The 20898-nt window shown below is 35.1% G+C and carries 12 protein-coding genes; 5 read left to right on the top strand and 7 right to left on the bottom strand.

Going from position 1 to position 20898, the window contains the following annotated elements; translation table 11 throughout:
* The first annotated feature begins 80 nt into the window (after positions 1 to 80).
* Positions 81 to 3320, top strand: coding sequence for a CotH kinase family protein (locus EGI22_RS03115; protein WP_255066328.1), 3240 nt, complete (start codon positions 81 to 83; stop codon positions 3318 to 3320).
* Here EGI22_RS03115 and EGI22_RS03110 read toward each other — a convergent pair.
* On the bottom strand, positions 3317 to 5065 hold the full coding sequence (locus EGI22_RS03110) for a metallophosphoesterase family protein (protein WP_255066324.1): 1749 nt from the start codon (positions 5063 to 5065) through the stop codon (positions 3317 to 3319). The two genes, EGI22_RS03115 and EGI22_RS03110, sit on opposite strands and share 4 nt — an antisense overlap.
* A 146-nt stretch (positions 5066 to 5211) precedes the next feature.
* The gene (gene ald, locus EGI22_RS03105; RefSeq protein WP_255066323.1) at positions 5212 to 6327 is read right to left on the bottom strand and encodes an alanine dehydrogenase; all 1116 of its coding nucleotides are present in this window, start codon (positions 6325 to 6327) and stop codon (positions 5212 to 5214) included.
* A 187-nt stretch (positions 6328 to 6514) separates the two neighbouring features.
* On the opposite strand from ald, the gene EGI22_RS03100 reads away from it, so the two are divergent.
* Positions 6515 to 6979 (top strand): Lrp/AsnC family transcriptional regulator, encoded by a 465-nt coding sequence (locus EGI22_RS03100; RefSeq protein ID WP_255066318.1) that lies wholly within the window; start codon positions 6515 to 6517, stop codon positions 6977 to 6979.
* Between the two features lie 4 nt (positions 6980 to 6983).
* On the opposite strand, the gene EGI22_RS03095 is transcribed toward EGI22_RS03100, so the two are convergent.
* Entirely contained in the window at positions 6984 to 9404 is a 2421-nt protein-coding gene (locus tag EGI22_RS03095; protein WP_255066317.1) for a zinc-dependent metalloprotease, read from the bottom strand.
* Between the two features lie 12 nt (positions 9405 to 9416).
* Positions 9417 to 10001: a DUF1684 domain-containing protein gene (locus EGI22_RS03090; protein ID WP_255066315.1), complete on the bottom strand. Its 585-nt coding sequence runs from the start codon at positions 9999 to 10001 to the stop codon at positions 9417 to 9419.
* Between the two features lie 79 nt (positions 10002 to 10080).
* Here EGI22_RS03090 and EGI22_RS03085 point away from each other — a divergent pair, with 79 nt between their 5' ends.
* Positions 10081 to 10683, top strand: coding sequence for a riboflavin synthase (locus EGI22_RS03085; protein WP_255066313.1), 603 nt, complete (start codon positions 10081 to 10083; stop codon positions 10681 to 10683).
* Positions 10684 to 10834: 151 nt separating this feature from the next.
* Here the strand turns inward: EGI22_RS03085 and EGI22_RS03080 are convergent, their stop codons facing one another.
* A complete protein-coding gene (locus tag EGI22_RS03080) occupies positions 10835 to 16711 on the bottom strand; it encodes a 3-coathanger stack domain-containing protein (protein WP_255066312.1) in 5877 nt (1958 codons plus the stop codon).
* Positions 16712 to 17392: 681 nt separating this feature from the next.
* On the opposite strand from EGI22_RS03080, the gene EGI22_RS03075 reads away from it, so the two are divergent.
* Positions 17393 to 18175 carry a PASTA domain-containing protein gene (locus EGI22_RS03075; protein WP_255066311.1) on the top strand — a complete coding sequence of 261 codons (783 nt, stop codon included), beginning with the start codon at positions 17393 to 17395 and terminating at the stop codon, positions 18173 to 18175.
* A gap of 12 nt (positions 18176 to 18187) precedes the next feature.
* Positions 18188 to 18490: a rhodanese-like domain-containing protein gene (locus tag EGI22_RS03070; RefSeq protein WP_255066309.1), complete on the top strand. Its 303-nt coding sequence runs from the start codon at positions 18188 to 18190 to the stop codon at positions 18488 to 18490.
* A gap of 114 nt (positions 18491 to 18604) precedes the next feature.
* Here EGI22_RS03070 and lnt read toward each other — a convergent pair whose 3' ends face one another.
* Both lnt and EGI22_RS03060 read right to left on the bottom strand, forming a co-directional pair.
* Positions 18605 to 20140, bottom strand: a complete 1536-nt coding sequence (lnt, locus tag EGI22_RS03065) for an apolipoprotein N-acyltransferase (RefSeq protein ID WP_255066308.1) — start codon at positions 20138 to 20140, stop codon at positions 18605 to 18607.
* Positions 20141 to 20515, bottom strand: coding sequence for a hypothetical protein (locus EGI22_RS03060; protein WP_255066306.1), 375 nt, complete (start codon positions 20513 to 20515; stop codon positions 20141 to 20143).
* Between the last annotated feature and the right edge of the window lie 383 nt (positions 20516 to 20898).

Below are 20898 nucleotides of genomic sequence, written 5' to 3'. Positions count from 1 at the left end.
GATTTGCTAAGGAGACCCAAAAATGCAAAGACAAGAAATTGTAGTAGAGGTCAAAAATAATCACTTAAAATAATTCTATTATGAAAAATTTGATGGTGCTTTTGATACTGCTTCTTCCTAAACTTGCCTACAATCAAATCTATATCAATGAGGTAATGGCACTAAACACTTCTACAATAGTAGATAACACTGGAAATTACAATGATTGGATTGAAATTTATAACGCAGGTCCTTCGGATGTGGACTTGGCCAACTATTTCATTTCAGACTTGGGAACAAACCTTACCAAATTCCATTTAACTTCTGTTCCTAACCAATTGGTGGTTCCTTCGCAAGACTTTTTATTAATTTGGGCAAGCGGAAATACTTCTTCTGGCTATAACCATACTGACTTTTCTTTATCTTCTACAAATGGGGAAGCGGTATATTTAACAATGCCTGACGGCGTCACTTTGGTAAGCTCACTGGTATTTCCTCCCCAAAGAGAAAACGTTTCCTACGGTAGATTAACAGATGGGGCAAATACCATAAAATTTTTCTATCCAAGTTCGCCAAATAACAGTAACAATACTGCGACTTCTTATGATGGTTTTCTTTCTCCACCAAGCTTTTCAAGACAAGGTGGCTTTTTTAGTACAGATTTTTCGTTGACTCTCTCGCACCCAGAAAACGACGTAAATATTATTTATACCACAGATGGTTCAATTCCAGTTTCTACAAATTTATCTGGAACATCCTATAATTATAAAAATTCCTACCCAGAAAACCCAGGAGATCCTTTTGGTGGTTTTTTATCTAGAAGTTTTTCATCCTTAAACTATAGCTTGCCTATTTTAATTCAAGATAAAACATCTCAATCAAACCAAATTAGCACTATTTCGAGTACTTGGCACAAAACACCGACTTATATTCCTAATTATCAAATAAAAAAAGGAACTGTTATTAGAGCAATAGCAAGCAAAACGGGGTACTTACCAAGTAATGTAGTTACGAATACTTATATTTTTAGCAGCTCAGGTACTAATCCATTCAGTTTTCCCGTAGTTTCAGTTGCTGTTCAAGAAAACCACCTTTTTGAATACAATCAAGGCATTTATACCGCAGGAGTTACTTTTGATAATTACAGATTGGCTAATCCTAACGTACCTATAGACGTTTGCTCTCCAGGTAATTTTACCAATGATGGTTCTGCGTGGGAACGCCCAGCTAATGTGGAATTGGTAGAAAACCAACAGAATGTTTTAAATCAAGCATTGAGTGTAAGAATACATGGTTCATGTTCACCTTCTTTCCCTTATAAATCTCTAAGACTTTATGGAGCAAACCAATTTGACAGTTATCCTTTTTTCCCAGAATATCCACAACTATTTCATGATAGAATAATATTAAGAAACTCAGGAAATGACTACAACCAAACGATGTTTAAAGATGTGTTCGTGCAAGCATGGATGAAACATTTAAACTTTGCGAGTCAAAAAAGTCGACAGTCCATAGTTTTTCTAAATGGTGAATATTGGGGTATTCATAATATAAGAGAGCGAATAGATAATTATTTTTTAAATGCTTTATATGGTGTCGACAAAGACAATTTAGACATGAGGAGTGTGTCTTGGACGGGTCCTGACGAAATAGAAGAAGGAGATGCAGTGCATTATGACATCATGTATAGTTTTATTACTGGTAATGATATGAGCAATTTTACAAATTATAATACAGTCAAAGAGATGCTCGATCCTGAAAGTCTAATAGATTATGAAATTGTAGAAATTTTTATTGGAAATATAGATTGGCCACAAAATAATGTTAGACTTTGGAGAACTCGAACCTCGTACACCCCAAATGCTCCTTTTGGTAAGGATGGTCGCTGGAGATGGATTTTATACGATACTGACAGATCTTTAGGGGAAGTTGTAAATTATCAAAATTTAGATTTACAAAACCAAACCAATCATCCAGACAATATTCTTTTCAAAAAATTACTAGATAATTTAGAATTCAGAAATCTTTTTATAAATAGATATGCTGATTTATTAAATAGTTCCCTAAAATCAAGCTATTCATTACCAATTTTTAATAATCTAAAGAATATATATGCACCAGAAATTTTGGAACATATAACTCGTTGGAAAAACTTGGCAGACTTGAATGCTTGGGAAGCTCAGTGTTCGATTGTTTCGAACTATATAACTGGCAGACCAAACGAAATGTATTCACAAATTAAAGATTTTTTTGACATTGATGGTGAGTATAACCTAACTGTAAGTACTCCTGATACTGCTAAAGGCTTTGTAAAAGTGAATATGATGAACATTAAATCTTCCACAAAAGGCTTACCTGAAAATATTCAATCATGGACAGGTATCTATTTTGACGATATCCCACTAGAAATAAAAGCAATGCCCAAGATAGGATACAAATTCGCCTATTGGATCCATAATGGTGTTCAAAATTCCAATGAGACTATTTTAATAAATACAAACACTGATGTTAGTTATGAAGCTTTTTTTGAACCTTTGATATTATCTGACCACCCAATTCCCGAAATAGCTGCGGAGATAGCAAACTGTGGATATAAACTTTATTCTTGGTCAGCTAATAATTTGGCAGGCAGTTCTCCTTCAAATTCAAAATTCGTTTATCTAGACCAAGAAAACCCAACTATAACTGCAAATATTGAAGGTTTTACTTCCGGTGTGTTTAATTTAACGTCAGCCACTAGGATAAACGGCCTTGAAGATTTAGGGTTTAGTTTTATTAATACTGGAAGTGGAAATGAAGGCTATCCTGGTTCTAAACTCGGAGGATTTCTTTTAGCCATAAATACAGAAAATCTGGATACAGTGAAGGTTTCGTGGATGGGTAGAACAATTACTCCGAATCCGCGAAAGTATAAAATCAGGTTATATTTTAGAGAAGGAGATATTCAAGCATTTCAGGAATTCAATCCGATAATTGAATATACAGGAAGTACTTTTGCAAACGATTCTGTTCTTTTCAAAAACATACTAATTCCTTCTGAAATAATGAATAAACCTTACGTGCAATTATTTTGGAAATATTATTATACTGGTACAGCTACCTCAGGTGCAAGAGATCAGCTAGCGATTGATAATATAAATGTTCAAGGGACAAAGGTTTATTCAGGTACAATAAATGCTTCAAATACCTTAAATATTACACCCAATTATATTCAAAACTCAGGAAAAATATTTAGCGGAAATCAAGTATCTAATAATTCAAAAGATGGAATTATGTTAAATCCTGGTTTTGAGGCAAAAGCGGGTTCGGTATTTAAAGCCGAAATCAAAACGTGCAATTAATTTAGCGGAATATTTTCACATCCTCCAATTTGTGCTTTGAAAATTGTTCCTACTTTAGTTTCAAATCCTGGTAAAAGTTCAACTGACTTTTTAGCATCAAAATTAATATTAGTATTTGGAGAAATAATAGAACTTCCAATTATTTGATTGGAAGTTTTTAATATAATAACAGAAGAAGGTTCTATAAAAGAATCAACCGTTTGGGATGTAATACAAGGCCCAACAGCATTTAAAATTAAGGTATCCTTAAAACAACCTTTGGTATCTTCGACATGAAAAACCATCCCATCAACTGGATTAGAAACAGAAATTGATGGAACGACTCCTGCGGAAGACACCCAATTTGAAGGTTCTAGATAAGGACTTTTCAATTCAAAACTAGATACATTGGCTACAAAATCAATAGCATTCTTTTGGTTCATATCTTTTACCATCGTAAACTTATCTCTTATGTCTCCGTTTTGGCCAATCATTTTAAAGTCTAATCTATTATTTTCTATTTCCATATAAACACTCCCACCAAAATCTGGCTCAACAAATGGCAAAGCTTCGTGAGGAAAACTTGTTTGATGGTAAAGTATTTCAGCAGATGAACCAGAAACAGCATATACAGTTCCTTTTATTGTACCATTTGATTTTTTTTGATATGGACAAGAGTCAAAACTTCCATCGTAATACCCAGAAGAAGTGCTAACTAGATGAGCGGAAGGAGAAAATGTGTTCTCCAAGCCAAAATGACCCTTAATCATTTTGCTACGTTCATAATTATGAGAATGAGCCGTTAAAACCAAATCTACATTAAATCTTTCCAAAATGGGCACCAATCTTTCTCTGATAGCAACCAAATCCAACTCAGTGTCTGAATTGTGCGTTCCCATGGTATATGGAGGGTGATGAAAATAGACAATGGTCCATTTTTTTGAATTTGCAGCTAAATCTTGTTTTAACCAGACCACCTGCGGGCTTAAAGTATCCGCTAAGGCCCAATTGTTTGCAGTTTCTAAACCATAAGAATCTAAGGCAATAAAATGCACATTCCCTATATCGTATGCATAATACTCTTTATGATTTGATGGTACTCCTCCCAAAATCCCATTTCCAGCGGAACTAAAAATATCATAATATGGAATAATGTGGTCGTATTTGGCATTAGCAGTGGCATAATAATCATGATTGCCAGGCACAGGATAAATGTTGGTCTGTTTCATTATCCTATCACTTTGATATGGCAAAAAATAATTGTTCTGATATTCGTAATCCAAACCAGTATTGTAGGCATTGTCACCCAATAAAATCCATGAATCTATGTAGTTTTCACCAACATAATTCAAAAAACTATTCTTAACCGCCATTTTTACAGGCAAAGGTGTAACACAATCGCCCGTAGCCCAAAATCTAATCTTTTGAGGTGAGTTAGGTTCCTGAGTCGTAATAAAAAAATTCACATTTGAACCTTCTAATTTTTGTGTATTATTGTAGATAGCATAAAAATATTTGGAATTAGAAGCTAAACCAGAAATATTAGCCAAATGATCGTAGGTGTTTGATGAAATTACAACTTCATTATTTAAGTTTTTTGAGGACAAACCATACTTAACCCGCGTTTCTATATTTTGATCTGTTCGATACCTAATCTGGATGCTATGCTGAGTACGAAGTTGAAGATATGGGCCTCTGACAATTAATTGAGGAAAAACCAAAAATGGGACAAAAATAAGTCCAAAGGATACAAGAAAAGTTTTCATTATTAGAAGCAATGTTGAAATATTACTTCAACTATGCTATTATTTTCTAACTCCTAAAATAATAAAAAATACCCTTAAAAAAAAATAAATCCCCAAAAATATCGAGGATTTATCACACAAAAAAATATAACGTTTGGGAAATTCCTTTAATCAAAAAAATCTTCTAATTCACTAAGCTCCAGATTCCAAGCATCAGCTACACCTTTATAAACTACCGAGCCATTTACTACGTTTAGCCCTTTCTTAAGCTCAAGATTTTCGGCACAAGCTTTTTTCCAACCTTTATTGGCCAATTGCAACACATAAGGCAATGTGGCATTGGTTAAAGCCAAAGTTGAAGTGTAAGGCACCGCTCCTGGCATATTCGCTACACAGTAATGCACTACTTCGTCAATTACATAAACAGGGTCTTCGTGGGTAGTTGGTTTACAAGTCTCAATACAGCCTCCTTGATCAACAGCTACATCAACAACCACCGTACCTGGTTTCATCAATTTTAGCATGTCTTTTGTAATCAAATGCGGAGCTTTGGCTCCAGGTATCAAAACAGCTCCAACTATCAAATCTGCATCTTTAATAGCATCCTTGATATTATATTCGTTTGACAATATAGTTGTTACATTGGCAGGCATAATATCAGCCAATTGCCTCAATCTATTTAAACTAATATCCATAATCACTACTCTTGCACCTAAACCTGCGGCCATTTTTGCGGCTTGAGTACCTACTATTCCTCCACCCAAAATCAAAACTTTACCAGACGGAACTCCAGGAACACCACCCAACAAGACACCTTTACCTTTCTGCGGTTTTTCAAGATATTTTGCTCCCTCTTGAATCGCCATTCTTCCAGCCACTTCTGACATCGGAATCAATAAAGGCAAAGAACGGTCTGTCTTCTCAACGGTTTCATAGGCTAAACATACTGCCTGACTTTTCAGCATAGCTTCTGTCAATGGCTCTGACGAGGCAAAATGAAAATACGTAAAAACCAGCTGATCTTTCTTTATCAAACCGTATTCAGAAGCTATTGGCTCTTTTACTTTTACAATCATTTCGGCAATAGCATATACCTCTTCGATTGTTTCTAAAATTTGAGCACCTGCTTCTATAAATTCCTCATCTTTAAATCCGCTGTTAACACCAGCATCTTTCTGAATAAAAACTGAGTGACCAAACTTGGCCAACTCCATAACACCAGCTGGGGTCATGGCCACTCTATTTTCATTGTTTTTTATTTCCTTTGGTACTCCTAAAACCATTAGTTTGTTGAGATTGTATTGCGACGCAATATTATTTGTTTTTTGAAATGTGCAACAAAATTATATTATAAAGAATATTTTCGCACATACTTAAAAAAATAAGAATTTTATTATAGTTTTAATATAGATTTGCAGTAAATATTTCGATTATTTAAAAATATTATTAAAAAAAAAGTAATTTTTTCGGATGAAAATAAAGATAGACGATATAGACAAAAAAATTCTAAAACTATTGCAGCATAATTCTACTTTGACTTTCAAAGAAATTGCTCAAAAAATCAACCTTTCCTTGAGTCCTGTCCATGATAGAATCAAAAGATTGGAACAAGAGGGAGTGATAGAAAAATACGTTGGAATCCTGAACAAACAAATGTTAGGGGTTGGTTTGACCGTTTATTCGCAAGTAACTTTGATAAGACAAACGAGAGAAGTATCAGAGATTTTTGACCGTGCAATATTGCTACTTCCTGAAATTGTAGAATGTAATTTTGTGTCTGGAAGTTTTGATTATCTTTTAAAAATAGTTGTAAAAGACATGGAAGAATATCATAATTTTCACCAAATGAAATTATCAGCGATAGAAGGTGTATCACTGATAAATTCATTCTTTGTGATGTCTGAGGTAAAAAGCACTACCGAAATATCGCTTTAAAAACTCAATTCCTGCATTCTAACCAATCATAATCTTGGTCTATCGGCTGACCATCAGGAGCTATAAAATAACCTTTTGAGGCCAATTTGATATACTCAGATTTTAAAATATTATCCAAATAAATTCCAAATCCACCTAAAACTACTTGATTTTTAGCCACATATGCCGAGATGTTTTTCAATTCAGCTAATGTATTGCTTTTTGCTTCAATATTTGCGGTTTCGTTTTCAGAAAGCATTTTCAACTCTCTTATATACATTTCAGCTACGACTCTTTTCAGTTGTCCCGTATAGTCGTTTTTCGATAAATCGGGACTTTGAACTAAGTTTTTTGTCATTTTACCTAAGACTTCTAAAAAAGACGGAAGGGTTTTGTCAAAAACTTGTTGTGTTGCTAATCGTGAAGCTCTAGTTGGCTCCAACATCAAACTTAAAGACAATTCAGCAGAACTTTCGGCTGGAGAAAGAATATCGAAACTCATCCCTGTGTGTCTCTTAAAAGTCTCCTTTGGATTAGCTGGATACCTAAACGGCCTTGGCGGTATAAGTCCGAACAACTGTTTTGGAACAGCCAAAAACGAAGGTTTTAAAGTTTCAAGCAAAGCATCTAAGCTTTTTCTTTGATCTGCTCCGTTTACTGGTTTGAATATTTCTTGTTTGTCGCCTTTAAGTGCATTGGTATAAAAAGCTCCCCCTAAAGACTTGGCAGAAGCCTGTACTTGGAACCTATGAAACATATACATGGGCACAAAAACCTCTTCCAATGTAGCCATTGGCTGGTTTTGTTGTAATTTCTTTTCGTCAAAATTTTCCAAAACGTGTTTTCTGAGAGCAATCAATCTATTAAGTTCATCTGTAGAATTTGCTCCATTGTCCCACAAGTGCGTTTCGGGGTGAACAGAACCATTTGGTCTGGCATCCTGATCTGTCAAAAATTGCATTTTACTAGCAAACAAATCTTGCACTATTTTTTCCAGCTCAACTTTTTCGTTTTTGTTTTTTGGAAAATCCTGATATCCCCAAATAATTGAAGCCTTGTCATATTCTCCAATGCCTTTTGCATAAGCATCTGACAAGTCAACTTTTCCATTGCTCAGCGTCACATAAGGATGTGGGTAATCCATTACTGAAGCTCTATTATGCACACTCGAAATGTAATTATGAGGTAAACCCAGCGTATGACCAATTTCGTGTGCCGACAATTGTTTAAGTCTATCTATAGATAAATTATGTAATAATTCGTCACTTTGACCCGGGCTGAAATCTCCCGTAAGTCCTTGAGCCAACATGTAATCTTGGCGTACTCTCAATGAACCCAAAGAAACTTTTCCTTTCAAAATCTCCCCAGTTCTCGGATCAATTATACTCATTCCGTATGACCATCCGCGTGTACTTCTGTGTACCCATTGTACCAAATTGTAACGAACATCCATAGGGTCAGCATCTACTGGAAGCATTTTCACTTGAAAAGCGTCTTTATAACCGGCCGCTTCAAAGGCCTGATTCCACCAGGTGGCACCCTCAAACAATGCCGAACGAATTGGCTCAGGAATACCTGGGTCGATGTAATAAACAATTGGCTCAATTGCCTCACTTACAGCAGCATTAGGGTCTTTTTTCTGCAAACGATGCCTTGATGTAAACTTCTTCATTATAGGCTCATTGATAGGCGAAGAATAATCAAAAAACTCAATTCCGCCATAGCCAATTCTTGGATCATATTCTCTAGGAACATACCCTGGTTCAGGTAATTTCACAAAAGAATGGTGCTGATGCATAGTAATAAAATCAGTATTCGGAGCTACTTCAGCTACCATTCGGCCTGCTCCGCTTCCACTAAGTGTTATTACAGACTGAAACTCGGTGTTTTTTGGAAATGATTTACACATAGGCATATAAACACCTGACCTAGACAAATCAAATGAATAATTCCCTTGCTTTAGATTGGAAATATCCTTGGCAGAATTTAAGGCATCACGTAGTAAAAAAGGTGTAAAATCCACTAGGAAAACCCCATCTTGATTTTTCAAAATTTCAAATCCAAACAATATAGATTGGGCGAAAGATTCTTCCACTGCTTTCTTCTCAACGGGGTCATTACTTATGGCTCGGTATCTGTAATTGGGTTCTACCATCATGATTTTATTACCCAATCGCTCAAACTTCAGAATATGCTCGTCGCTCAATCTTCCTCGGTCAAGTCCAATGTCGTTTGACCCAAGTCCTTGTGCTAAACTTGGATAATAAAGAAATTCTTCATTTAAGGTTTTGATTTCTAGGAAAACTTTTCCTTTGGATTCGTTCCAATAAAAATTAAAAAATCCTTCAATCTTTTTGGCGTCTTTTAGCTGAGCATCAATGTCTTGAGCGTTTACTTTCCCAAAAAGAAAGGAAATGAATAAAATAAGAGATAAGATTTTTTTCATGTTTAATTTGGTTTATTTGATGAAATTTTTCTCTCCTGCATTCACAGCAACAGGAAGGGCGTTTTCCTTTGGAGGAACTGGGCATATATAATCATAACTGTAAGCACAATAATAATTTCTTGCAGAATTAAAGTCTATCACAATTTTGCCATCCATAAGATTTACTTTCGGAATATTGATATACCTGCCTCCACCGTAAGACTCTTGCCCATTTGTCAAATCTCGAAAAGGCAAAAGGTAGGATTGTCCTTCATCAAAAACATAAAAAGTAATCTCTTTTCCGTCTTTTGTGAACTTTCCTTTACCAGCTATTACAGCATTTATTTTTGAAGAATCCGTCATATCCATCTGAAAATCAACATTATCAATAGTAGGACTAAATTCCGCTTCTACAATCCAATCTTTATCTGGCTCAAAAAAATCGAAGGTTCCCTTTTCCCTTATCGGACTGTCTTGCATAGTACTAATATGCTCCTTATATTCCTCAAAAGTTTTTAAAGTTTGCTCATTGTAGCCGGGAGTTCCTGATAATGTATAATAAAGAATTCCTAAAATCCCTAGGACTACAATACCCACAATTAATTTATTCTTAAACATAAAAAATCCGTATTTTTGTGAATCATAAAATTAATAAAATTGCTCTAATGGAAAGAGCAATTTTCAAAAAACTCAATAAATGTTTACAGGTATAATAGAAAACAAAGCCCATTTGATTGAAATTATTAAGAATCAAACAAATGTAAGTTTTGTATTTGAAAGTTCGCTCACTCCAGAACTAAAAGTCGACCAAAGTGTGGCTCATAACGGCGTATGCTTGACAATTGAAAATATAGAAGGTTCACGATATCAAGTAACAGCTATTGAAGAAACTTTACAAAAAACTAGCTTGTCGGAATGGAAAATTGGCGATTTTGCTAACTTGGAACGAAGCATGCAGGCGAATTCTAGGTTTGATGGCCACATGGTACAAGGCCATGTTGACCAAATTGGTTTTTGCAAAAACATTATTGATCAAAATGGAAGTTATAGAATTGATATTGAATATAACCCAAAGTCTGGAAATATTACAGTTGAGAAAGGTTCTATTTGCTTAAACGGAATTAGTCTAACAGTATTCAATTCAACTGAAAATGGCTTTTCTGTGGCAATAATCCCTTACACTTGGGAACATACGAATCTAAATGCTTTGAAAATTGGAGATAAGGTAAATTTAGAATTTGATATTATTGGAAAATATCTTGCTAAAATGTTTAAGCCATTCGCTGAAAAACTTTCCTAGTAAAATATTCTTTTTAAAATTAAAAGGTTATTTAAAACTTCTAAAAGACAAAATAGGTGATTGCTAATTCTCAGGCATCTCTCTTTTTTTTTAAACACCTAATTTTTTATTTCATTCTGAAAGATTCAGAATGAAATAAAATTTTTAAAAATCACTTCACTAGCTCTTTAGGCACTTTACTGCCACTTCCTGAACTTACATTGGAGGTTTGACAAGGATTCATAATTTTAGCTATAAAAACAGCCCCAGTTTCCACTTCAAAGCCTGGGTTAAGGGAAATGGAATTACCTGCTCTAAATTCCGCTTTACCATTTGGCTGTAAAATAGAATTTATAGCTAAAATATATCCCACAGCTTGAGTTATTGGAACTGCTGTGCTAATATCAGAATTCCAAAAAACAGTTTGAGCTTCAGGAGATATACCTACACTAATAGTAGCTATTGCCGATGTATCTGCTACAAAATCGCAACTACTAGTTCCAGATACAAAACAACGATATTGAAAGCCATTTACTGATGAAGGAGGTAAACTTAGATTTAAAACAGGAGAAGTAACTCCCTGATAAATACCCCCGTCCAATAAATTAATAAATCCAGAACCACTATTTACTTGCCAACGATAACTTAGATTTTCTCCCTGAGCATTCACAGTAAAACTTGCATTATTACCTACACATATTTCTTGATTAACAGGATTTTTAGTTACGTTAGCAACAGGAGTTACATTTAGCGTTTTAGGTATTGTTTGACAGTAATCATTTATTAAACAACGAAATACTGCTCCATTCCACCCTGAGGGTACATTGTTGATAGTTAATTTATTTCCAATCGCTACATATCTACCACCAGTAATAACATTCTCCCATGTGGTAGCACTTGTTTTACGTTGCCATTGATAATTCAATACTCCCGGACTTAGTTTCACAGCTAAGGCTAAAAAATTAACAGAACTAAACTCGCATACTGTCTGAGAGCTAGGTTGAGACAAAATGGTAACGTCAGAATTTATAGTAATTATAGCGGATTGGGAAGGTACTTGAAAACAAGCAGTATAAATCAAGCATCGAAATGGTTTTCCACTTTTGGAATAACTAAAATTAGAAATTATAAGTTTTTTGCTATTTATTCCATAATATTCAGGGCCATTGACATTTTCAAAACCTCCACCATTATCAATTTGCCATTGATATGAAACCCCCAAACCGTTAACTTCTACCTCTAAAACAGCAACGTTGTCAAGGCAAACACTTTGAGTTATTGGTTGTTGCAAAATAATAGGTAATGCTCCTACTTTTAATTTAAAAGTATCAGAAACAATAACTTCACAACCATTAGAAATGATCGCACGGTATTGGAATCCATCTAAAGCCAAGCCACTTGGATTAATCATCAAAGTGTCAGTACTAACTCCAGCGTAAGGCGTGGTTTCTGCAAGGTCAGTAAATATGCCATTTATATTTATCTGCCATTTATAGGCAATCAAGCTAGGATTTGCCACATTTATTCCTATCTTAGTTAAACCATTTTCACAGGCAAAGACATCATTAAATTCGGATAAACTTCTAGATAATATTTCGATTCTTGGAAATACTTCTATTCCATCCATTTCAGAGCTTGTACAATTATTTGCGTTTGTAAAAGTATATGTAAAAGTATGTAACCCTACTCCAGCTATGCTTGGGTTAAAGGTGTAAGTTGTACCATTCCCATCATCTATTACGCCAGGTCCTGAGTATACTCCTCCAATAGGTAATCCTCCTCCTAATCCAGATTGCAAGCCAGCATCAATACATAAATCAAAAGGGGCAGCAAAAGTAATTACTGGTAGGGCAAACACTTCTATTCCATCTGATGTTGTGGTGGTACAGTTATTTGCATTTGTAAATGAATAAGATAGCGAATGCACTCCTACTTTGGCAGTGGTTGGGTCAAAAGTATAGGTTGTACCATTTCCATCATCCGTTACACCTGGTCCTTCATAAACCCCTCCAATTGGTAAACCTCCGCCTAAACCAGATTGAACACCAGCATTTACACAAATATCAGAAGGTGCGGAAAAAGTTACTGAAGGAATTGCAAATACCTCAACATTATCTGTGGAAGAAGTGACGCAACCATTAATATCCGTAAAAGTGTAAGTCAAAATATGAGTGCCTATTCCAGCTACCAAAGGGTCAAAACTATACGTCAAGCCATTTGCATCATCAGTTACTCCTAAGCCACTGTAGATTCCACCCGTTGGCGTGCCTCCGCCAAGTCCTAGTTGCAAACCTTCATTTAAACATAAATCTCCAGAGGCAATAAATGAAGCTTGAGAAGCAGAATTTACAATTAAATCCGCTGATGCAGTTCCAGCATTCAAAATTTCTACAGAACTAAGATTACCTGCATTGCTAGAATAGGTATTGGCAACTGTCTCACATGGTATTTTTACTGATACGGCAAAAGCACAAGTTTGACCAGGAGACAATTCTCCTCTTGCAAAATTAACAGTTGAAGTTCCACTTACTCTTGAAAAAGCACCACAAGTACCATTCAAAGGTAAATTAGTAGCAACAGCACCGCTTATAAATGCATCTAAATCATCACTAAAAGTAATTTCGGTAAAGGTTCTGCTAGGATCAGTATTGGTAATACTATAAGTTAATGTTGTAGTTCCGCCAGATACTACTGGACCAGAGAAAGATTTATTAAACTGAAGAGATTGAAAGATTAAATCATCTGAAGCTGGATCACCCACGACTGGAAGCCCAGAAATTGTTCCAGTTAGACCACTTGAAGTAAAAGTTATCACTGACCCATATGATGCACTGGCAGGGGTTTGCAAAATCAAACTAAAAGTACAAGAACTACCTACACCTAGACTACCTCCAGTATAATCAAGAAGGCCTGTTCCTACCCCAGAAATTATTCCATCACAATTACTAATACCTACACTTAAAATTGTCATACCTGACAAAACTGATTCAAAGTCTTCAGAAAATGCAATTGCTGTAACAGGAGCAGTACCAAGATTGCTTAATGTATATTCAACAGTCACATTTTGCCCGGGTATCACAGGGTCATTAATAAAAGCTTTTGATAAAGAAATTAAATTCTTATTGACAACTAAACTTCCCGAGGCTGCAGGCAAAACCTTTGCTATACCATTTAATGTTAAAGATAAAGCCGAGGTAATATTGTTATATGTATCAGATGTAGCATTTAAAGGAATCCTAACAGGTACATCAAATGTACAACTAGAACCTGCATTTACTGTTGCACCAGATAATAACAATAAAATATTACCACCTGCTACAAAAGACCCTCCACATGGACTGACTGGAAGAGGTGCCTCGGCCAAAGTTCCTGAGACTATCGATGTTAAATTATTTGTAAAAATGATATCACTTGCATCATATATAGACGTATTATCTATCGTAAATCGAAGTGTAGTTAAATCTCCCGGAATCACTGGATTTGTTAAAAACTCTTGTGAGAATGATATTCCCCCAACCTCTAATTCATCAGTAGCTATATTACTATTTGCAACTTGCTCACCAACTGTGGCTGTTAGTGTACCAGTCGAACTCGAATAATTCCCAGGAATAGCTCCAGCAGGAACCAAAACTGGCACTATGAAAGTACAACTACCTCCAGGAGAAAGTGCCCCTCCAGTAAATGTCAAACTTGTAGTTCCACTAATTTGGGCTCCAGTCCCACACATATCTGTCATTGGCAATCCAACAGCCGCCAAGCCAGGTAAAATTGCGTCTAAATTATCCAAAAAAGAGATATCCGTCGCATCTCCAGAAGCAAATTCATCATAGGTTATAGTATATTCCAAATTCACAATACTTCCTGGATTTACAGGGTTACTTAGAAAAGACTTCGAAATCCTTGGAACAGCCAATACTTCTAATTGATCAATCGCAGGATTTGCTAAAACAATTTTTCCATCCAAGATTCCAGATAAATAACTTGTATTATTGGTATACTGTCCTCCATTAATATTTTCTGAGACTTTTACATCAGCAGAAAATGTACAAGAACTATTTGGGTCAATATTTCCACCCGACATCTGAAACTGTAAGCCGTCAATAGTAGTCGACATAAAGAAAATTGATCCCGCTCCGCAAGAACCACTCGCAGGCAGGTTACTTAAGGTCGAGCCAGCTATAAACTTTTCTATAATATCAATAAAAGTAATATTCGTCAAGGCAGAGGTACTGCTGGTGTTGGTTATAACAAACTCTAAAGTCGAAATTCCTCCACCTGGAATTGGGTCATTCAGAAAATTCATAGAAAAAGTGGGAACATCCGCAATAAATAAATTTTCTGAGGCAAAATTCCCCATCACTGATCTACCATTTATGTCGGCCGTAATTGCTGAAGAAATACTAGGATAGCTTCCCAAAACCGCACCCACTGGTATTTGTAATGGTACACTAAAAGTTACAGAACCTTCTGCAGGAATATTCCCTCCGGAAAGTGTTAATAATGTAGAACCAGAAAGTGATGAACCGGACCCACAAATATTAGTTAAAGGAGTACCTGTTGCTGTAAGCCCAGTTAAAACATTGGTTAAGTTTTCAGTAAAAGTAATATTTGTCGCTTCTGATTCCCTGCTCAAATTCGAGATGGTATATATTAATTCAGTTGTACCTCCAGGCGAAACAGGGTTTGTAGCAAAAGTTTTTTTTATGAAAATTTGAGGTGGCGTGAGTACATTTAATGAGGCCGCTGCTTTCCCATTTAATGTTGATGGATTAAAGTTATTATTACTGGACAAATTCCCTGTTTCATTGATAAGTTGACCAAAGGTATTTCCAATTACATCCACACTTATAGTACAACTAGCTCCAGCAGAAAGTGTTGGCGTAACAGAAAGTGGATAATTGTAAACTATAGAATTAGAACCCGGCATAGCTGTCAAAGTACCTCCAAAACAATTTAAAGAAGCATTGGCCGGATTTGCCACAACCATTCCTGCAGGTAAAATATCTGTAAAATTTAGACCATTTAAATTGTTTGCATTCAAGGTATTGTCAATGGTAAAAGTAAGTGTACTTCGTTCCCCCAAATTTATACTAGAAGGACTAAAACTTTTTGAAAAGCCTGGCATATTACCAGATACTGTCAAACTTGCAAAAGCAGGGCCACTATTACCTGAGCTTGAAGTCAAATCTCCTGTAATATTATCATGTACTCCAACGGTATTACTTGTAACATTAACCGTAATTGTACACGAACTATTTGCACCCATAGAACCGCCAGAATAACTAATAGTTGAACCTCCATCTGGCGTAGACAATTCCCCTAAACTACAGGTATTTGTTGCATTACTTGGATTAGCAATTGTCATTCCAGCTGGCAAATTATCCGTAAAACTTATATCTCTTAGCCCAGCAGCTGATGCTGAGTTATTAATTACAAATATCAACTTGGAAGTAGACCCATGTCCAATTGTAGTCAAGTCATAAGACATACTAAAAGTTGGAGGATTCAACAATAACAGGCTTTGATTACTATTGTCCAAATTTTGGCTCAATAATCTTGAATTGTCAATACTATTTGCTTTATTAGTACTTGCATCTTTTTTACTAATTTCACGAGTATCTAAATTTTTAATTGCTTTAAAATTAACCTGATTTATTTTCTTGACTTTTAATTCCTTAGGGTTATTTTTTGCTTTTGTTTGCTTATTTTTATTTGAAATCTTTTCTTCTTCTTCTTCTTCTAATTCCTTAAAGGCTTTTGAATTTACATTCTCATTTTTACTATGAAATATTTCCAAATCAAAATCCGTTGGAAATACTAACGAAATTGTTGATTCTCTTTCTTTTGCAGTAAAAGATTCAGTAAAGGAAATAGTTTCTCGTTTCGAAGATTCTGATTCATTTAAGTGAAGATAATTTTGTTTTGAATCAATAAGAAAGCCATCAGAATGATTTATATTTTTTCCATCATATAAATTATTCTGGGCTAGTAATTTCGCTGCAAAAAAATTGCAGGAAAACACTAATAGTATTAGGTAAATTTTTTTCATAGTTTTCATTTTTTTAGCTAAAAAGTTATAATAACGATCAGTAGACGTTCGAAAAAAAATAAATAAAATACGGTATTTTAAATGTACACCCTCAGTTCATAAATACAATACTTTTTTCATCAATGCATTCTTGATTTTTTCAATTTGACAAAACTTGATATTCAGCAAATTAACCGATATATTTTAGATTTTATTAGAAAAGGAAAATGACCAGTTTAACACTTTATGAATATTTTATAAATACTTCTACTTATAGACTTTCAAAAAAATAAATTATGGTGTATTGAAACTTAAAAAAGGTCTGTGTTTTATATCGCAATCAGAGATTTTTATTTTTTTCATAAGGAAAATGGCTATAGATATTAAGAAAGTATCTTAAAAAACCATAAGGTAAAAAATAATTTCTATAAACAAAACCGAATCATCAAAACAATAATTTCTTGAGTCGTGTATCAGAACATATTTTAGAAGTTTCATAATGAGAATTACTAAGTTGTGATAATTCCATTTTTTATTTAAAATCAAAATTTCCAAGCTAGTTTGTCTATATTTCAATGCTTTTCAGTAAAAATTTCTACTCAAAACCTCAATTCTCAAAATAAACTAAGTAATGCATCAAATACTTGATTTGGTTTTTCGTATAAAAACAAATTACTTTGTCTTTTGATAAAATTTTATAAAATGCCCAAATACAGCACCAATACTAAAACTGACATTTTAATTCATCTGGCTATCATTGTTTCAGTAATAATGATTTTGTTTTTTGGGTTTTTCTTTGTGTATTTGCCATGGAGCACAAACCATGGAGATGCCATCAAAGTACCGAATTTAAGAGGGCTCAGTATGAATGATGCGGAGAAGATATTGGACGACTACAACCTGGATTATGAAATCAGTGATAGCTTATTTGTACCTGGTGCCCAGGCGTTGAGTATTTTATCTAATTATCCTAAATCAGGTGCCAATGTAAAAACAGGTAGGAAAATTTATTTGACTGTAGCTTCTATTTCGGCTCCTTTGGTTAAAATGCCAAACATAGTAGGAAGATCAACTTCAAGTGCTCAAAACCAACTACTTAGCTCTGGTTTACTATTTGCAGGAGAAGAAAAAATAGCTGCTCTTGAAGAAAATACTGTTTTGAAAGTCAAACTAAATGGAAGTGAGATTCAACCTGGCGATGATATTCCGAAAGGCTCCAAAATAACATTTGTTGTAGGAGATGGATATGGAAACTTAAAAATAGACGTTCCGAGTTTGGTGGGAATGGCACAAGACGAAGCTGACATATTGCTATCTGGAAAAGGCTTGAGTATGGGTAATATAATATATGAGCCTTCGGATAAGCCTTCAGGAACTGTCATCAAACAAAGCCCATCCGCTGGGGACGGCGAAAAAATAAAAATTGGCTCACCTATTAATGTTTGGGTAGCAGGCGATGGTTCATCAGATACAGATTTAAACTAAACTAATAAAAACATGAACGAGAATTTTGATATTACAGTAGCTCAACTAAAAGAAATGATTGAGAGCGGTGAAAAATTTAACCTTATCGATGTTCGTAATCCTGACGAATATGAGGAAGACAATATTGGTGGGATTTTGATTCCTTTGGGTGATCTACCTGACAGTTTAGACCAACTAGAAACTATGAAAGGACAAGACATATATGTGCATTGTAGAAGCGGCGCAAGAAGTGAAAGAGCTAAGCAATATTTGCTTGCTGAAGGGTTTGAAAAAGTACACAATGTGTTGGGTGGAATTATGGCTTATAGATCGTAACTGCTTAATCCCCAGCAAAAAGAGGCTAAATGTATATTTTTAGCCTCTTTTTTTTATCCGATACTAACAATTCTAATCAAAAAAAATATAGAATAAGGAGTGTAATTTCCTAGTCTATATATTTCTTCTTTTAATTAAACCCACTCCTAATATTAAAATTAATATGGCTAAGCAAAACTTCGGAAACCATTCAGGGTACTTAGTAAAAAAGCTTTTCTTGGTGACCATCAACACTTCCTCAGTACCTAAAGTTGAAGTGTACCACGGAAGTTTACTATAAACTTCCCCAAAGGGATCTATAAAACAAGAAATACCACCATTGGAGCTCCTCACTATGCTTCTTCGGTTTTCTATGGCTCTGAGGCGAGTAATGCTTTGTAATTGGTAAGCACCCTGAGTTTTGCCAAACCAGGCGTCGTTGTTCATCAAAGCAACAAACTGAGCTCCATTATCCACCAAGCTTGCCATTTTTTCAGGAAAAAGTTGTTCCCAGCAGATGGTAAGAGCAACATTAAACATTTGATCATCGAAGTTTTGATATCGAAAAACATAGGGTTCATGTCCGCGAATCATGGCTCTACCTGCCGGGGTAATGCTTTTTTCAAAATAGGGCATTAGTTCTGAAAAAGGTACGCCATGTTCTTTTTGATATACCTTCACGTCTTCAGGTTTTATTTGCAGAGAATCCCAATATCCGGCCAATTGTGGCGTAAAAACAATGACATTGTTTTTAAAAAACTGGCGATTTGAAGTATCTGGATACTCTACAAAACCCACTGCCACAGAGGTTTGCCAGGCATTTATAGCTTGTCTCGTGTAAGAAAGCATATTTTGGTTATGCATTAAGTCAAAAGGAATAGTACCCTCAGGCAAAACCAGTAAGTCAGGTTGGTCTTTACTTACGGCCGAATCAGAAAGGCTAAAGATTTCATCGAAAAGCTTTTGGCTGTGCTTAGAATCATGAATGGCATAGCTATCTTGATTGGTTTGTATAATGGAGACTTTACTCTTTAAATTCCCTAATCCAGTTATTCCTTTTGGGTGGATTTTCATACACCAAAAACTATAGACCAACGGTAATAGAAGCCATAAAGCAGGTTTAATGTATGCCAATTTTGACTTTTTGTCAATGGCCAATGCAATAAGTATATTCATCATGATAAGCCAAAAACTAATGCCATACATGCCAGTTAGGTCTGTAAACTGCACCACCCAAATGTTATTGGCTTGGGTATATGGCAAAAGGTATACCTGCATGCTGTGGGGTAGCAAATGAATGAACCAATCATTGGCGGCCCAAAGAAATGGAAGCGTCAGAAGGGCTTTGTGCCAGCCCAATTTATTTTTAAAAAAGAAATAAAGAAATAACGGTAAAAGATAAAAAGGGGCTATGTCCAATACCCCAATTAGCATATAGTGAAATTTATAATAGCCTACCCACCAGACATCTACAAAAAGAAAAGATAAAACAAAAACGGCGGATTCAAGAAAAAAGCTCTTAAAAGTCTTTTGCTGCCTTTGGTCTAAAAGAAAAGGCACGAAGGCAAACCATGCTAAGATGCCGTTTGGAATTCCTTCTACTAGAGGGTAAGAGAACCCTAAAAGAACTCCCGAAATAAATGCATATTTTAATTTATAGATAGCTCCCATTTACTTTTTGCTACCTGACCAAGTACCACCAATCCCATAAATTGCGTTTGACCAAGTGCCGCTCATGTTGTTTCCATCAATTTTTCCGGTCATAGATGAGGTAGTACTTGTCACTTGAATGTCAGCTAAGATATCACCATCAACGCTTACAGTACCCTTCCCCGGAAAAGTTATGCCCGGCACATTGGTCGACAACAAACCTCCAGTGAGTGATCCATCTGATTTGATGTTCATGGTCCAAGTGCCCATATCGTCACCTTTAAAAGTCCCCTCCCATTCGCCAGCTGCTAAAGCTCGGTAGTCGGTGGTTTCATCTTTTTCACATGAAAAAAGGAAAAAACTTAAAAGAAATAGAAATAATAATTTGGTTTTCATGAGAGTATATTTGGTTTAAATTAAAAAAAAGCCTTGCTTGTATTAGTCTAAAGCTTGAAAACCTTTGGTTTTTGCTTACATTTTCACATTGCGTTTTTTCAAAAATTTGCAGTTTTCTGATAGGTTTAGCAAATCTTCTTTCATCCTTCGGCTTTTGGGTATTTATAGGTTTCGCACCTTTAAAAAATAGGTTTCGAATAATTTTAGTAAATTCAAATTCACATAGTATTTGCGAAAGAGCCTTATAAAAGATATACACTGACTTAAAAACTGCTTATGCCAAGGTATGTGACAAGAAGATATTTCCTAAAGCCATCACTTTTGGGGAGTACGGTATAATTGGAATTGACCTTTAATAGTACGATTGCATTTTCAGTATTTGG

The sequence above is a fragment of the Lacihabitans sp. LS3-19 genome, assembly GCF_024343575.1.
Classification (GTDB): Bacteria; Bacteroidota; Bacteroidia; order Cytophagales; family Spirosomataceae; genus Leadbetterella.
Note: the sequence above shows the minus strand (reverse complement) of the source record. Positions and strands in the feature narration are given on the sequence as shown.

Coding starts and splice junctions, on each gene's coding strand:
- EGI22_RS03115 (WP_255066328.1), top strand. CDS start 81: ATGAAAAATTTGATGGTGCTTTTGATACTGCTTCTTCCTAAACTTGCC.
- EGI22_RS03110 (WP_255066324.1), bottom strand. CDS start 5,065: ATGAAAACTTTTCTTGTATCCTTTGGACTTATTTTTGTCCCATTTTTG.
- ald (WP_255066323.1), bottom strand. CDS start 6,327: ATGGTTTTAGGAGTACCAAAGGAAATAAAAAACAATGAAAATAGAGTG.
- EGI22_RS03100 (WP_255066318.1), top strand. CDS start 6,515: ATGAAAATAAAGATAGACGATATAGACAAAAAAATTCTAAAACTATTG.
- EGI22_RS03095 (WP_255066317.1), bottom strand. CDS start 9,404: ATGAAAAAAATCTTATCTCTTATTTTATTCATTTCCTTTCTTTTTGGG.
- EGI22_RS03090 (WP_255066315.1), bottom strand. CDS start 10,001: ATGTTTAAGAATAAATTAATTGTGGGTATTGTAGTCCTAGGGATTTTA.
- EGI22_RS03085 (WP_255066313.1), top strand. CDS start 10,081: ATGTTTACAGGTATAATAGAAAACAAAGCCCATTTGATTGAAATTATT.
- EGI22_RS03080 (WP_255066312.1), bottom strand. CDS start 16,711: ATGAAAAAAATTTACCTAATACTATTAGTGTTTTCCTGCAATTTTTTT.
- EGI22_RS03075 (WP_255066311.1), top strand. CDS start 17,393: ATGCCCAAATACAGCACCAATACTAAAACTGACATTTTAATTCATCTG.
- EGI22_RS03070 (WP_255066309.1), top strand. CDS start 18,188: ATGAACGAGAATTTTGATATTACAGTAGCTCAACTAAAAGAAATGATT.
- lnt (WP_255066308.1), bottom strand. CDS start 20,140: ATGGGAGCTATCTATAAATTAAAATATGCATTTATTTCGGGAGTTCTT.
- EGI22_RS03060 (WP_255066306.1), bottom strand. CDS start 20,515: ATGAAAACCAAATTATTATTTCTATTTCTTTTAAGTTTTTTCCTTTTT.